This window comes from Coprococcus sp. AF38-1 (assembly GCF_003603945.1).
Lineage (GTDB): Bacteria > Bacillota > Clostridia > Lachnospirales > Lachnospiraceae > Coprococcus > Coprococcus aceti.
The window spans coordinates 17,672-31,336 of record NZ_QVGO01000012.1; the positions used below are offsets into that span (position 1 = coordinate 17,672).

Consider the following 13,665-nt stretch of genomic DNA (forward strand, 5'->3'; position numbering starts at 1 on the left):
ACCTTCCTCCACTTATATAAAGCCGGTTCTGTGTGCTTGGACCGGCTTTCTTTGTGTGCAGTTATGATGAAATGGCAAAACTTAATTACAGGTTCATTGAATTTTTCTGGGTGTCAGTGCATAATGAGAACAACGTGGGCTGACACGATTCAATCCGAGGTTACATTACTTGTGACCTATCCTGTTGCGAAAGATACAGGACGCTGGCAGGCAGCGAAAAACTTTGCTCCAATGCCGAACGTAAGGGTCGGTCTCGTTGTTCGGACAACAGAAAAATCAGTCACTAGAGGGTGGGAGTATTACTGAGGCAATACACCACCCTCTTAAATTTTGTGTAAATTATTATTTTTGTGCTAGTCATCATACTTAACATAACTTATGAATTTGTCTGGTTGAATTTAAAACAATAAGTGCTAAAATGAAACTGGTTAGAAAAAACTAACTAGATGAGTATACAGACGAAAGGTGGCTATATTTATGATGAGCATTTTACTGAGTATAGGTCTTGTTGTTTACATAATATTACTTATAATAAGCTGTAAGAATAAGGGTAATAAGAAGATACAGATTGCAACGCAGTTGGTTCAGGGCGCACTATGGACTCTGCTTGCGGTGGACAACTGGCAGAATGGACACTTGATTACACTGATCGTATATGTGGTGATCATTGTACTTTCATTTGCAGGGGTCGTGCATTTGGTTGTTAAGAAGTAGGAGAGACTCAGATTAATATTGATTTGAGGTTGTGTCAGAGGAGATGATGTGGTTATGTCATATGAAGAGTATAAAAACATGAATGTTCGTATAGAACTGCTAGAAATTCTGGCTGAGGCAGAAGATGATGTGAGAAATGTCAGGGTTGCCCCTGCATCCGAGACATTTGGCGATTTGAGAAAAATGCTTCAAGAGGGGTGATCTGTTTTAAAAGTCTGCTCAGGCGGTTGGCGGTGCTGTTGGTCACAATCCAATATCAATCGTCATCCCGTGTCACAGAGTAGTCGGTACAAATGGAAGTCTGACCGGTTATGCAGGTGGAATAGACAAGAAGATCAAACTGCTGGAGATAGAGAAAACAGATATGAAAAATTTATTCAGACCTAAGAAAGGAGCAGATCAGTTTATGCCGCACACCCTGCAGACCTCATGAACCCAGCGATCGGCGTCAAGCAGTAGTTCTTCGTGCTGCAGATCAAATTCACAGATATCCGGATCGGCGAAACACTTCCTGTAACGCTCAAGATATTTCTCCCCCATTTTCTTGGCGTAGAATACGTGGATAGTCGTTCCGGGTACGTTTATGTGTTCTCCAACGCTTGTGTACAGGTCGGTGCAGAACTGATTCTTCATGGACTCCTTGGATATGAATGAAAAGTCTATTCCACTTCCTTTGCCCATGATCTCCATGAATTTCTTCATATATTCAGAACTGTCATTTCCTTCGTTCATTTTCTTTTCAAATACTTTTTTCAGAATACCGCTTTCCTTGCCGGTGATAAAAGGATAGAACATAGGCATCATGATGGCTGTCTCAAGCTTTGCCAGCCACTTTGGCGCTTGATCCATGTCGCTTGAACCTATGATTCCATGATCTATATGTATATCCTGACGCCCGATCAGGAGAGAGACAAATGAACCTCCGAGGGAACAGCCGTATGCTGCAAACAGCTTTCCGTCAAGCTTATCTTTGATGTAGTTCTCAACCTTCAGAACTTCGTCAAGCTCTGAAATAAATGTAGAATTCTCCGTATCGTCAAATCCACTGTAGCTGACAACCAGAGTATGAAAGTGCTCCTGAAGCCCATCAAGTGCGTTAGACATACCTAACTAATGCAGATACTAGCACTGGCGAAAGCGACTGTCAATGTAAGTTCCTAATTGTCCCATATCTCCGGAATCAATGCCCTTGTCTTGACTTCAATTAAAACATAACGGTGTTTTTATATGTTGTAGAACAGCATATCAATAAATTTTTTAGCATCTCCGACAAAAAAGGGTATTCTTTGCTGACAAAAGCAAATTCACGATCTAATTCAAGAAGAATTTTTGGAAATTATCCATGATTGCATCTTTCAATTCTTTTTCATCATACCCTTCTCTGAGATTAAGAAAATGCAAAGAGGAAAGTCAGAGAATGAGAATTATTACTATTTTCTTGACAATAAAATAAAAACAGAATATAATCCTTATTAAGAACTAATCCCAATAACGAATGGCGACAAGCAGGAGAAATGCCATTCAAAAAAATCTTGATATATTGGTAGAGGAAGGTGCATCAAGAAAGGTTGAAGTTCCCGATGGACCGAACCGGTTTGATTTCGCATTGAGAAATCACTACCATGTCAGGTGCGTAAAGTGCAGTGAGATTTTTGATGCGGATATGGATGAAATTACCGAATTTGCTGGAAAAAATTCGCAACATTCATGGAATTGAATTTTTGGATTATGATATTTCATTTAAAGGAATTTGCCCGAAATGCAGGGAGAAAAATAGTAAAGAAAACGGAGGTAAAAGAGATGGCAGCAAACAAATATGCAGGAACACAGACAGAGAAGAATTTACAGGAGGCATTTGCAGGGGAATCACAGGCGAGAAATAAGTATACCTATTTTGCTTCTGTAGCGAAAAAGGAAGGCTATGAGCAGATGTCTGCATTATTTTTAAAGACCGCAGATAATGAGAAAGAACATGCAAAGATGTGGTTCAAGGAATTAGCAGGAATTGGTGATACAAAGGAAAACCTGGCAGCAGCTGCAGAAGGCGAGAATTATGAGTGGACAGATATGTATGAAGGCTTTGCGAAAACAGCCGAAGAAGAAGGTTTCCCTGAGCTTGCAGCAAAATTCAGGGCAGTAGGTGAGATTGAGAAGCACCATGAGGAAAGATATCGTGCACTTATTAAGAATATTGAAACTGCACAGGTATTTGAAAAGAGCGAAGTTAAGGTATGGGAATGCCGTAACTGCGGACATATTGTGGTAGGAACTAAGGCGCCTGAAGTATGTCCGGTATGTAATCATCCACAGAGCTATTTTGAAGTACATGAAGAGAATTATTAAGGAGATGAGATTATTACGAAGAAGAAAGTGATTAATTCAAAAAAAGCAGTAATGATAGGCTGTGGCTTTGTCGGTTCTGCGTCAGTCTTTGCTTTAATGCAGAGTGGCTTGTTTACAGAGATTGTCCTTATCGATGCAGATAAGAACAAGGCAGAAGGAGAAGCGATGGATATCAGTCATGGTATTCCATTTGCGAGTCCGATGAAGATATATGCCGGAGATTATGATGATGTGGCTGATGCTGCAATTGTTGTCATATCTGCCGGAGCGGGACAGAAACCGGGAGAGACAAGGCTTGATCTCGTAAATAAAAATGTAGCAATATTTAAGTCAATCATTCCTGAAATAGCAAAGAGAAATTTTGCAGGTATCATGCTTGTAGTTGCGAATCCGGTAGATATCCTGACTCAGGTAGCCATAAAGTTATCAGGACTTCCAGAAAACAGGGTTATTGGATCGGGTACTGTGTTAGATAGTGCCAGATTAAGATATAAGCTTGGTGAGCATTTATCTGTGGACAGCAGGAGCGTTCATGCGTTTATTGTGGGAGAACATGGCGACAGTGAAGTGGTAGCATGGTCATCGGCAAATGTATCTGGTGTTCCATTAAGTGAAATGTGTGAAATGCGTGGACATTACAAGCACAAGGAAAATACGGAAGAAATAGCAACAGCAGTCAAGAATAGTGCTTATGAAATTATAAATAAAAAACACGCTACATATTATGGAATTGCAATGTCTGTAAAAAGAATCTGTGAAGTGATTATGAGAGATGAAAAATCAATACTTCCGGTATCGCACATGATTCATGGTGTATATGACATTGACGGAGTATCGTTAAGTATGCCAGCTATTGTAGGTGCAGATGGTGTTGAGTCGGATATACCTATTAATTTAAGTGGCGAGGAAGCGTTAAAGCTTAAGGAATCTGCAGATTCATTGAAAAAGATTATGGAGACAATTGAATTATAAATTTTACACATGGAAGGAGAAAAAGGCATGGAAGTAAGGTATTATATTTGTAAGCATTGTGGAAACATTGTTGAAAAGGTAAAGGATAAGGGTGTACCTGTAATTTGTTGCGGAGAACCTATGCAGGAATTAAAAGCCGGAGTGACAGATGCTGCTGTCGAGAAGCATGTACCTGTATATACTATAGAAGGCAGTCATGTTCATGTCGTGGTCGGAGAGACAAAACATCCAATGCTTGAAGAGCATTTCATTGAGTGGATTACATTAAATACAAACCAGGGAATATACAGAAAACAGTTAAATCCAGGGCAGGAGCCGGTAGCAGATTTTTGCCTTTGCGATGGTGAGCAGGTAGGAGAAGTATATGCATATTGTAATCTGCATGGACTATGGAAATGCTAAAATATCAGTAAGCTATCAAATTCATTAGTAACTCATAACAGAGGATGGCAAGCTTGTGGTTGGTGATGTGTTCCTTGAGACAACTCCAGGAGCCGATAATAAAAAAGAGCTTTAAGATCAATAAAAACAAAAGTTACTAAAATGAATGCAGAGATGTATATAGATTTGGGATATACATCTCTGCATTTTTTATACGGAAAAACACTAATAAATTTCATAGTTACTTTATCTTTGAAATCTATGAAGGTATACGCTGTCCGCTGGAATATGGACTTGCAAGAGTGTTGGATGATTCAGAGCTGGTGGCATTTGTACACTATGTTCTTGTGCATCCTGAATATCAGGGGCAGAAAATAGCCGGAAATATGGTAGAATATATTAGAGATAAATATAAGAATTATCTGTACATAGAGGGAATGCCGGAGGACAGCAGGAATGTCGCTTTCTATGAGAGACACGGTTTCCACGTTATGGAAGGTGGCACACCGATACAGATATGCAATTTTTCGGATAAGAGGTAAAAGGGATGCACGATTATTTGGCAGAGACAAAGATGCTCGACTATTCAAATGAGAATATCAAGCAGCTCATCAGAGAGAGAAAGTGGAGTGACATGGCAGAGTTTGAACGCCTGAAGGCCATTTATACATTTGTCAGGGATGAGATATTGTTTGGATATAATGTGGATGACAGTGCCCCGGCGTCCAGGGTGCTGCGGGATGGCTATGGACAGTGCAACACCAAGGGAACACTGTTCATGGCGCTGCTTAGAGCCTGCGATATCCCGTGCAGAGTGCATGGATTTACCATTGATAAAAAGCTGCAGAAGGGCGCTATGACAGGAATCGTATACAGAAATGCACCACAGAATGTATTCCATAGCTGGGTAGAAGTGTATTTTGAAAACAGGTGGTATGAGCTTGAGGCGTTTATTCTGGATATGGGATATCTGAAAAAGCTGCAGGCGAAATACAGTGAGTGTACGGGTGCATTTTGCGGATTTGGAGTGGCAGTTAAGGACTTTAAGAATCCTGTTATAGATTTTGACAGGAATAATACATATATCCAGAGCGAAGGTATCAATCAGGATTTCGGAGTGTATGATTCGCCGGATGAACTGTTAAAAGAACACCATCAGGAGATGTCAAGGGTGAAGGCGTTCCTGTACAGAAACTGGGGAAGGCATATGATGAATAGGAATGTCAGGAAGATCAGGGGTAAGTAGAATAGAATATGGGAGGTACACACATGGCAAAGAGAAAAACACTGCCAAAGGATTTTGAGCAGCTTGTGCAGACGGCAAGTGATGAGGACATCAAGAAGGTATTGGGCAAATGCGACATCAATGCATATGGCGGATACAACAAGGGAAATGCACTGGAATTTCCACTTTCAGAGAAGATGATGCGGTGGCTGATAGAGCAGGGAATCGACATCAACTATGTTGACCAGTATGGCTACACACCGCTGCTTTATCATGCTGGAAGAATGTCATCAGAGAAACAGGCAATAGCGCTGGTGAAGCTGGGCGCAGACATAACAGCCACCCAGGGCCTTGACAGAGAGACCGTAATGCATGTGGCTGTGAAGACTGGCAATCTTGAGCTTGTCAAATGTCTGATACAGGCGGGAGCAGATGCAGAAGTGACATCTAGATCAGGGGAGACTCCGCTTGAGAGAGCGTTTCACTGGGCAAGGACATTTGATCTGATAAAGCTTGCGCCGGTAGCAGAGTATCTGATCGGGATAGGAGTTCCGGTCACAGATAAAATAAGAACATATATGAGAAGCGCGGCTGAGGATATAGAGTTTCGCAGGAAAGATATGAGTCCAGATATTATGCCGGAGCTCGACAGGACGATGGAGAGTCTGTACGGACTGCTCGGAGTTGCCTCTGTTCCAAGGCGGGTAGAATATGACGGCACATCGCCGATCGTCATTCATGAGAAGCGCTGGCAGAAGCAGCATGGAGAATTGTGGAATCTTCTTGTGCCTGGTTCGGGACATGCGGGCACAGTTCAGGGCGAGGTCATCCGTATATCGGGAAAACTTGCCTATGAGATACTAGATAACGGATGCTGCAACTGGGATTCAGATTTCAAGAGTATGGCAAATGCCCTGTATCGATACATATGTATGGGCACACCACTTGACGCGGACGAACAGAGAGAATTTGCCGGACTCATAAACGGCATCAAGAATGCCGATGAGACGGATATAAACAGACTCACAGAGCTTTCGGTCAAATGGGTGACACTGAATCTGAATCCTATGGCAGTGGGAGAACTTGATTATAAAAGATAGATCAATTACTGTGACTTCCGTCCATAGCGGAAGTCACAGTAAGCTCCGTTTTCGGCAAGGGTCTGTGTCCTTGTGAGCTTCATGCCCATCATGTCAGCGAGCACGTAGTCCATACGGCACAGATACTTTGCCAGTTCAAAGCACCCCTCGTCGCGGCAGAGATTACATATCCCGCAGTTGTGATAATCATATCCGAGTACGAAGTCATCGTTTGGTCCGCCCACGATGATGTCAAGAACCCAGTCATTCTTATAGCGCTTCAGATGAGATTCCTCAGACCATTTCTTCCTTCCCGGAAGCTTTTTTTCATCGAGATAGCTGTCTGCATTTCCAATAACCATATGAAAAAGTTTATTGTTGTACAGCCCGTCTTTGTACAGATTGAAACATTCCTCCGGTGAAAGAGAAGTCTTTCTGTTTAGTGCGATGAAATATGCGCCCATGCAGTATGAGCTCATGAGGTGCGACTTTCCTATGTCATCGGCACGCTCAAGGACTGCCTTGTATTCGTTCTTTATAGCCTTGTTGTCAAGGATTAGATGCTGTGCTTTTGCCTGCTTCATGCATGAATTGTGAAAGAAATAACCAAATAATTTCTGTGTAAATCTGTATTTCATAGTTACATATCCTTTCTATTTGACACCAGTCAAATTATCTATACAGGTTGATCATGAACCTGACTGTCTATTTAAATTCGATCTCGATTATCTGACACATGCAGGATTTGTCCAGGTGCTTAAAAACAGTGTTGAGGACAAATCCATATCGTTTGTCAAGAGGTCTGTACCCTGTGAGATATCCTTTCCTGATGACAGAACTGAATGAAGAACTCCAGCTCTTAAGTTCCGAGAGTTCATCGACACTGAAATAAACACCGATGTTGTCATCACAGTCCTTGAGCCATGTCTTCAGCATGTTCTTAAGACCCTTTTTCTTCGTCGCGTCAAATACCAGCTTGCCTCCAGGAAAATGCTCTGCCATGGCGGTAAACAAAGTCTTAACCTGCTCAGTTTTGAAATAGTAGAAGACACCTGATGCAAAGAATACGATTCCATCCTCAGGATGGAAATCTATCTTGTCAAACCATGAGAGATCGTTGAGGTCACAGGCGATATTTGTCTCGCGTTCACGCTCACCTAAAAGTTCATTGCGGACAGCTATAGCGTCAGGAAAATCCAGATTGTACGCACGTGCCTGTCCGTTATCCACCTGGCTGAATGTTGTGTCGAGACCACAGCCGAGGTTCACAACACAGGCTCTTGGATGATCCTTGAGATACGATCGGCAGACGTATGCCAGATCATATTGCCTGGTGGCAGCCATGATAGCACCGATTTTCTCCATGATACCTTTCCTGTTATAGTCTATCTCGACCTCGTTGTATATCCTCTGACAGTCAAGATCATTAAAGTTTCCCGGATACATCTCCATGGCACGCTTTCTTCCGTACAGTGGAAGAAGAAGAGTTTCCTGGACAGAACCCTTTTCAATTTTCTTTTTTTCCATTTGTTTTTCCTCCTATCTGCAATCCTGCTTCTATGTCGTGCAGCAGAACATTCATAGCTTCCATAAATGCAGTTTTCATCTCTGCTGTGACTCCACTTTGGCATGAGTCATCTGCGATTATTTCACAGACCATTGAGAATTCGGTCAGAGAGAGCATATACACGGTCCTTTCAGATAATTTTCTTGTTGCGATTCCCCGTTTGTATAATTCGTCATAATACTTAATCGCAAAACTGGCGCTTCTTTCTACATAGATACTGCGGAATTTCTCCAGGCATTTGCCTGAGTCATTTTTCAGCAGCATATGAAAGAGCTGCATGTCGCCCTCAAGCATATCGAAGATCTGCACCGATACCCTGGAATACAACACCTTGAGCAGCTCGTCATCTGACATGGCAGTGAAGTCTATTCCGATCATGGATTCAGTGACTTCCATGAGCTTTCTGCCGCTTTCCTCAAATATCTCGTCAAACATTTCCTCTTTGCCTGAGAAATGCTTGTATATTGCGCCTGCGGTTATACCGGCCCTTGCAGCGATCTTACGCATGGACGCCTCCTGATATCCAACTTCAAGAAAGACTTCCATGGCACTTTTCAGTATTGCTGCCCTTGTTTCCTTTGTACTTTCCCGAATGATAGTCACCTCCATTTACTATTTGGTAAACAATGTTTACTTTATATCACATGGGATTTGCAAAATCAAGCGACCAGAAGATTAAATGAGTTAATTGAAAATTTCTATCATTAAGCGACCGATTGACGAAGACTTGACATGCAGCATCATTCCACGTCAAAGGTGATTAGAATGGGATGACGTTTAGTTGAATGAGGTTTACATAATGTCAAAAAAGCTTATAGCATATTTCAGCGCAAGTGGAACCACGAAAAATGTTGCAGAGATGATATCGGAGGCAGCAGGCGCAGATTTGTACGAGATCAAACCAAAGGGGCTGTACACCAAGGCTGACCTTGACTGGATGAACAAGAAATCCAGAAGCAGCGTCGAGATGAGCGACAAGAAACTTAGACCGGAGCTTGATGATTCAAATGCACATATTGAGAATTATGATGAGATTGTACTTGGATTCCCTATCTGGTGGTATGTGGCTCCGACGATCATCAATACATTCCTTGAGAAGTACGACTTCACAGGCAAGAAGATCACATTGTTCGCAACATCAGGTGGAAGCGGATTTGGCAACACGATCAAGGAACTCCAGCCGTCGGCACCGGGAGCTGAGTTTGTAGAAGGCGGACTGCTCAACATGGCAAACAGACAGGAGATCGAGAAGTGGGTAGATAAAACCCTCGCGTAAAGAATAGATGTATGACAAATTAGTGAAGGATGATAATAACTTTCATACATCCAACGAATATATGAAACAGAGTTACATTTGGAAGGAGAAAAACAATGGCAAAGATAGTACAGACAGCGGGAAGAAATGCACTCGGAGAGTTCGCTCCTGAGTTTGCACATTTTAATGACGATGTTCTCTTTGGGGAGAACTGGAACAACAATGACATCGATGTAAAGACCAGAAGTATCATAACTGTTGTGGCACTTATGGCACAGGGAATCACTGACTCATCGCTGAAGATCCATCTTCAGAATGCTATTCCATCACGCAAAGAGCGGTGGCGGACAGATCCTTGTATGTGTCGGTGGACGCGGATACTATCAGGAGGAGGGCAAGCCTGCAGTTGAGATGAATCCAGGCGACTGCATCAACATTCCTGCTGAGGTAAAGCACTGGCACGGCGCAGCTCCTGACAGCTGGTTCAGCCATCTTGCAATCGAGGTTCCAGGTGAGGAGACATCAAATGAATGGTGCGAGCCTGTGACGGATGAGGAGTACGGAAAGCTTCAGTAGGGCTGTAGTAGATAACGCAAGTGACAATATCATATGAATATATAGAGACCATTCGGGTATAAATATGATTCGCGGTTGAATGCGAATGGATATTTATATCCGGGTGGCTTTTTGTTTCGACAAGAGCCTTGACGGATATATGATAACCACTGTACCTTAAGGGCGGCGGTGTGGTAAGATGTAAGATAGAAAATATTGGAGTGCTAGAAAATACTGTGGAATAATACCGTATATTAAATACTGAGAATTTACAGTGTGAGTGATATAATGAAGCAAGAAAGTTGATGTAAGGATGTTGATGTAATGGAGGCAGCTGGACAAAAGAAGTATCGAATGTAGAAGTATGATGGAATAATGTAGTATCGAAGGTGAGATGGATGGACAACGGAAAAAAGACATACAATTTCTGGGGCTGGGAGCATGCAGATGTACCAGCCATCACAGATGAATATCCGGGGATAAATACCCCAACAGATCTATACGATGCGCTGAGTCATATCTGGTGTGCAGACACCTGTGCGCCGAGGATGAGGGACAGATGGACAAAGGATAACATGACGCTGGGGCAGTGTTCCATCACTGCTTTTCTGGCACAGGATATATTTGGTGGAAAGGTGTACGGTATAAAGAGACCAGGCGGAAACTATCATTGTTACAATGTGATAGGTGACTGCGCTTTTGATCTCACAAGCGAGCAGTTCGGCGATGAAGTGTTGGATTATGAGAATAATCCGGAACAGCAGAGAGAGGTACATTTTGCTAAGGAAGAGAAAAGACAGAGGTATGAGTATCTGAAGGCTGCGCTCGGGGAATATACAAAATGATGTAGATAACAAATATGACATTCTGAAAAAGAGCATCAGATAATTAAGCTCGTTGTGATAGTAACGTGTTATCGTACTCGCACATTATGATATATAGTATATAGAGTGCGATATAAATCCATAGACCGGAGAATACATACAGAATGTATAGAAACAACAGGATGGAGAAAATGGCGGAAATAGAGAAAGTAATATTTATGAATATGTGCATGGTATATGATCACGCTGGGCGTGTACTTGCACTCGATAAAGTAGGGAAAAGCTATTCCGGAACGACATTCCCTGGTGGACATGTGGAACCCGGAGAGACATTCACAGAATCGGTGATACGAGAGATATATGAGGAGACCGGGCTGACCATAAGCAATCCAAAGCTCACCGGAATATATCACTGGATGACCGGAGCTGTGAGAAATGTCGGATTTCTGTACAAGACGGATGAGTATCAGGGGAAACTTATATCTTCAGAAGAGGGCAAAGTGTACTGGATATCGGGAGAAGAGTTCCTGCGAAAACCGCTTGCACCAGGAATGGAACAGGTGTGGCAGATGATGCACGATGACAGTGCGTCGGAATGTCTGCAGACACTTACGGAAAATGGCATAGTTTCAAAGATACAATAACAATAAAAGTTTAATGGGATTTATGGGGGAAAGAAAATGTCAATATTTTCAGATATATCAAATATAACAAGTAAAAAACGTAAACTAGAAGTGCCAAAGCCAAAAACAAACTTATTTGTGAGGGGTATAGTGTTGTTTGCATTGGGACTCCTTGGTGCCTCAGTCTACACAATTGAAGATATAGACAAGACACCGGCTCTTGTTTTTCTATGTATTGGAGCGGCTTTGATCATAGCTGGTATAATTTCTTTGATCTGTTATGGAAAACAGGTGACAGTATTTAAGAAATATACTCCAACATGGGAGAAACACAGAAGTATATTTGATGATTTTGCCATAGAATTAAATCATTGGTATGATTCTGACATGCGTCCACGCAGCTGTGATGGAGACACATCATATATTCTTCGCCTTCAGAAGGATAGAATGGCACGGAAGGGCATTCGTATGATACAGCATACATCACCTGTGAAGAGAGAAACGATGGGAACTACAAGAGTGCCTCGAAAGACATCCTGGTACACAGTTGATCTCATGTATGAGGGGGTTGACAGGCATCTGCAATTCCAGAATTCAACCGGCATAATATATGAGCGTGTAACCGAAGATACGATGTACGAGACAGTTGTCCATACTCCAAATGAGCAGGAACTTACACGTATGTCCATGACTTGTCCAAACTGCGGTGCAGTTAGCCCTGTGGCAGCTCTCACGGAAGGCTGCCCTTATTGTCGTACGGTTTTTCGTATCAGTGATCTGTTTCCCCGTGTAACAAATATATTTTTTATTCGGGAGAATGCTTCTACAAAGAATCAGAAGAAGATGGGAAAGACCACAGGGATAACCATGCTGGTTTTCTTCCTTGCATGTTTTATACCTTCTTTTCTCGACCGGGAAACTCCAATACCGCAGGCTTTGTTAATGTCATTTTTTGTAGCACTTATTATGGGCGGAATATTTGGATATATAATTTCTATTATTATATTTATGACAAAACAGTTCAACAGGGATGGACGAAAGAGAATACCGTTCTGGTCCTATGTGACAACAAAAGGAAAGGTCAAAAGTGCATTTGCACCATATGATCCGTATTTTTCATTTGAGAAGTTTGAGGGACAGATCATATCTCTTATCCGTATGGCGATTATGTCAGACCACCCGGAGAATCTGGCATCATATTGTGGTGGAACATTAAATCCATATTTTCGGGATATTATAGAAATGACATATATGCAGGCTATGACAGTGCAGGATATACATATGGAGGGAAGTCATCTGTGCATGACACTCAGAACATGGTGGATAAATTACAGTGAGAAGAATGGACGCGTCAACAGGTGCGGAGACTGTATAGACGTTACACTTCGGAGAAATGTTGCTTACATGGAACCTCCTGGATTCTCCATTACATCTGTGTATTGCAGGAATTGTGGAGCAAGCTTTGATTCTGTCCGTCAGAGAAACTGCCCATATTGCGGAACCGTATATCACATGGAGAATGAAGGTTTTATAATTGAAAGACTTGAGCTGGTATAGGCAAAGTGTATAGATACAATATAAGCTGAGTATAAAGGAAACGGAGAAACTAACAGGTATAGTATCTTAAAATCTGATTATAACGAGGAATATAAAAGAAAGAAATAAAAAGAAAATAAGAAGAAAATAAGAAGAGAATAAGAAAATACATAATAGGAAAAACATAAAAATAGAAAAAAGAAAAAATATGCTTGACATTGTAAAATGATGGTGGTATCTTATAAAAGCTGTCGCGTGAGACGGTGTCAGAAACATCTGTAAAACATCGGATTTTGAGATTTATTCGTTATATAATCTCCCGATTATGATACGAAATCAGTTCATAAGAGCTGACGAAATGACTTGAAAAAAGATGAAAAAAGTTGTTGACATTGAGAAATGAATGTGATAGTATTTAGAAGTTGTCGCTGAGAGGCGAGAACATAAAAGAACCTTGAAAAATTAACAACATGACAACCCTGAAATTCCAAACGAGAATTTCAAGAACGTCGGATCAGAGATGATATCAAAGATCTAACAAACCAATAACAGTAAAGATGGTTAGGAAAAATACAAGCTAGTATGATTTCT

At 41.6% G+C, this 13,665-nt stretch carries 16 protein-coding genes and 3 pseudogenes; 15 read left to right on the forward strand and 4 right to left on the reverse strand.

The window, feature by feature from the left end:
- Positions 1–477 precede the first annotated feature (477 nt).
- From DW025_RS14520 to DW025_RS15515, 3 genes and pseudogenes are all read left to right on the forward strand, one after another.
- Positions 478–714 carry a hypothetical protein gene (locus DW025_RS14520; RefSeq protein WP_117551412.1) on the forward strand — a complete coding sequence of 79 codons (237 nt, stop codon included), beginning with the start codon at positions 478–480 and terminating at the stop codon, positions 712–714.
- A gap of 54 nt (positions 715–768) precedes the next feature.
- The gene (locus DW025_RS14525) at positions 769–915 is read left to right on the forward strand and encodes a hypothetical protein (protein WP_238051945.1); all 147 of its coding nucleotides are present in this window, start codon (positions 769–771) and stop codon (positions 913–915) included.
- A gap of 13 nt (positions 916–928) precedes the next feature.
- Positions 929–1,147 (forward strand): annotated as a pseudogene (locus DW025_RS15515) (methylated-DNA--[protein]-cysteine S-methyltransferase); the annotation flags it as partial.
- Here the strand turns inward: DW025_RS15515 and DW025_RS14535 are convergent.
- Positions 1,114–1,818: an alpha/beta hydrolase gene (locus DW025_RS14535; RefSeq protein ID WP_120000486.1), complete on the reverse strand. Its 705-nt coding sequence runs from the start codon at positions 1,816–1,818 to the stop codon at positions 1,114–1,116. The pseudogene DW025_RS15515 and the gene DW025_RS14535 overlap by 34 nt on opposite strands.
- A gap of 421 nt (positions 1,819–2,239) precedes the next feature.
- Here DW025_RS14535 and DW025_RS15520 point away from each other — a divergent pair.
- The 7 genes and pseudogenes from DW025_RS15520 to DW025_RS14575 form a co-directional block, all read left to right on the forward strand.
- Positions 2,240–2,507: pseudogene (locus DW025_RS15520) on the forward strand (Fur family transcriptional regulator); the annotation flags it as partial.
- A gap of 7 nt (positions 2,508–2,514) precedes the next feature.
- On the forward strand, positions 2,515–3,057 hold the full coding sequence (rbr, locus tag DW025_RS14550) for a rubrerythrin (RefSeq protein ID WP_120000488.1): 543 nt from the start codon (positions 2,515–2,517) through the stop codon (positions 3,055–3,057).
- Between the two features lie 27 nt (positions 3,058–3,084).
- Entirely contained in the window at positions 3,085–4,029 is a 945-nt protein-coding gene (locus tag DW025_RS14555) for an L-lactate dehydrogenase (RefSeq protein WP_117551420.1), read from the forward strand.
- 27 nt (positions 4,030–4,056) lie between these two features.
- Positions 4,057–4,431 carry a desulfoferrodoxin family protein gene (locus tag DW025_RS14560; protein ID WP_120000490.1) on the forward strand — a complete coding sequence of 125 codons (375 nt, stop codon included), beginning with the start codon at positions 4,057–4,059 and terminating at the stop codon, positions 4,429–4,431.
- Positions 4,432–4,658: 227 nt separating this feature from the next.
- Positions 4,659–4,952, forward strand: coding sequence for a GNAT family N-acetyltransferase (locus DW025_RS14565; protein ID WP_330522198.1), 294 nt, complete (start codon positions 4,659–4,661; stop codon positions 4,950–4,952).
- Positions 4,953–4,957: 5 nt separating this feature from the next.
- The gene (locus tag DW025_RS14570; protein ID WP_120000494.1) at positions 4,958–5,656 is read left to right on the forward strand and encodes a transglutaminase-like domain-containing protein; all 699 of its coding nucleotides are present in this window, start codon (positions 4,958–4,960) and stop codon (positions 5,654–5,656) included.
- A 23-nt stretch (positions 5,657–5,679) separates the two neighbouring features.
- Positions 5,680–6,735, forward strand: coding sequence for an ankyrin repeat domain-containing protein (locus DW025_RS14575; protein WP_243105003.1), 1,056 nt, complete (start codon positions 5,680–5,682; stop codon positions 6,733–6,735).
- Positions 6,736–6,740: 5 nt separating this feature from the next.
- On the opposite strand, the gene DW025_RS14580 is transcribed toward DW025_RS14575, so the two are convergent.
- The 3 genes from DW025_RS14580 to DW025_RS14590 all read right to left on the reverse strand — a co-directional run bounded on the left by DW025_RS14580 (position 6,741) and on the right by DW025_RS14590 (position 8,890).
- Entirely contained in the window at positions 6,741–7,352 is a 612-nt protein-coding gene (locus DW025_RS14580) for an L-2-amino-thiazoline-4-carboxylic acid hydrolase (RefSeq protein ID WP_120000497.1), read from the reverse strand.
- A 67-nt stretch (positions 7,353–7,419) separates the two neighbouring features.
- Positions 7,420–8,241, reverse strand: coding sequence for a class I SAM-dependent methyltransferase (locus tag DW025_RS14585; RefSeq protein ID WP_120000499.1), 822 nt, complete (start codon positions 8,239–8,241; stop codon positions 7,420–7,422).
- Positions 8,222–8,890, reverse strand: coding sequence for a TetR/AcrR family transcriptional regulator (locus DW025_RS14590; RefSeq protein WP_120000500.1), 669 nt, complete (start codon positions 8,888–8,890; stop codon positions 8,222–8,224). Before DW025_RS14590 ends, DW025_RS14585 begins: the two co-directional genes overlap by 20 nt.
- 190 nt (positions 8,891–9,080) lie before the next feature.
- On the opposite strand from DW025_RS14590, the gene DW025_RS14595 reads away from it, so the two are divergent.
- The 5 genes and pseudogenes from DW025_RS14595 (at position 9,081) to DW025_RS14620 (ending at position 13,095) form a co-directional block, all read left to right on the forward strand.
- A complete protein-coding gene (locus DW025_RS14595) occupies positions 9,081–9,557 on the forward strand; it encodes a flavodoxin (protein ID WP_120000503.1) in 477 nt (158 codons plus the stop codon).
- A 95-nt stretch (positions 9,558–9,652) separates the two neighbouring features.
- Positions 9,653–10,112, forward strand: a pseudogene (locus tag DW025_RS15525) (carboxymuconolactone decarboxylase family protein).
- A 377-nt stretch (positions 10,113–10,489) separates the two neighbouring features.
- Positions 10,490–10,936, forward strand: a complete 447-nt coding sequence (locus DW025_RS14610; protein ID WP_120000505.1) for a YunG family protein — start codon at positions 10,490–10,492, stop codon at positions 10,934–10,936.
- A 170-nt stretch (positions 10,937–11,106) separates the two neighbouring features.
- Positions 11,107–11,559, forward strand: coding sequence for an 8-oxo-dGTP diphosphatase (locus tag DW025_RS14615; protein ID WP_158547613.1), 453 nt, complete (start codon positions 11,107–11,109; stop codon positions 11,557–11,559).
- 36 nt (positions 11,560–11,595) lie between these two features.
- Positions 11,596–13,095, forward strand: a complete 1,500-nt coding sequence (locus DW025_RS14620; protein ID WP_120000507.1) for a zinc ribbon domain-containing protein — start codon at positions 11,596–11,598, stop codon at positions 13,093–13,095.
- Positions 13,096–13,665 lie beyond the last annotated feature (570 nt).

Excerpts from the sequence above, each read along its gene's own strand:
- DW025_RS14520 (WP_117551412.1), top strand. The coding sequence starts at position 478 with ATGATGAGCATTTTACTGAGTATAGGTCTTGTTGTTTACATAATATTA.
- DW025_RS14590 (WP_120000500.1), bottom strand. The coding sequence starts at position 8,890 with ATGGAGGTGACTATCATTCGGGAAAGTACAAAGGAAACAAGGGCAGCA.
- DW025_RS14580 (WP_120000497.1), bottom strand. The coding sequence starts at position 7,352 with ATGAAATACAGATTTACACAGAAATTATTTGGTTATTTCTTTCACAAT.
- DW025_RS14525 (WP_238051945.1), top strand. The coding sequence starts at position 769 with ATGTCATATGAAGAGTATAAAAACATGAATGTTCGTATAGAACTGCTA.
- DW025_RS14575 (WP_243105003.1), top strand. The coding sequence starts at position 5,680 with ATGGCAAAGAGAAAAACACTGCCAAAGGATTTTGAGCAGCTTGTGCAG.
- DW025_RS14620 (WP_120000507.1), top strand. The coding sequence starts at position 11,596 with ATGTCAATATTTTCAGATATATCAAATATAACAAGTAAAAAACGTAAA.
- DW025_RS14560 (WP_120000490.1), top strand. The coding sequence starts at position 4,057 with ATGGAAGTAAGGTATTATATTTGTAAGCATTGTGGAAACATTGTTGAA.
- rbr (WP_120000488.1), top strand. The coding sequence starts at position 2,515 with ATGGCAGCAAACAAATATGCAGGAACACAGACAGAGAAGAATTTACAG.
- DW025_RS14615 (WP_158547613.1), top strand. The coding sequence starts at position 11,107 with ATGGCGGAAATAGAGAAAGTAATATTTATGAATATGTGCATGGTATAT.
- DW025_RS14610 (WP_120000505.1), top strand. The coding sequence starts at position 10,490 with ATGGACAACGGAAAAAAGACATACAATTTCTGGGGCTGGGAGCATGCA.
- DW025_RS14535 (WP_120000486.1), bottom strand. The coding sequence starts at position 1,818 with ATGTCTAACGCACTTGATGGGCTTCAGGAGCACTTTCATACTCTGGTT.
- DW025_RS14595 (WP_120000503.1), top strand. The coding sequence starts at position 9,081 with ATGTCAAAAAAGCTTATAGCATATTTCAGCGCAAGTGGAACCACGAAA.
- DW025_RS14585 (WP_120000499.1), bottom strand. The coding sequence starts at position 8,241 with ATGGAAAAAAAGAAAATTGAAAAGGGTTCTGTCCAGGAAACTCTTCTT.
- DW025_RS14570 (WP_120000494.1), top strand. The coding sequence starts at position 4,958 with ATGCACGATTATTTGGCAGAGACAAAGATGCTCGACTATTCAAATGAG.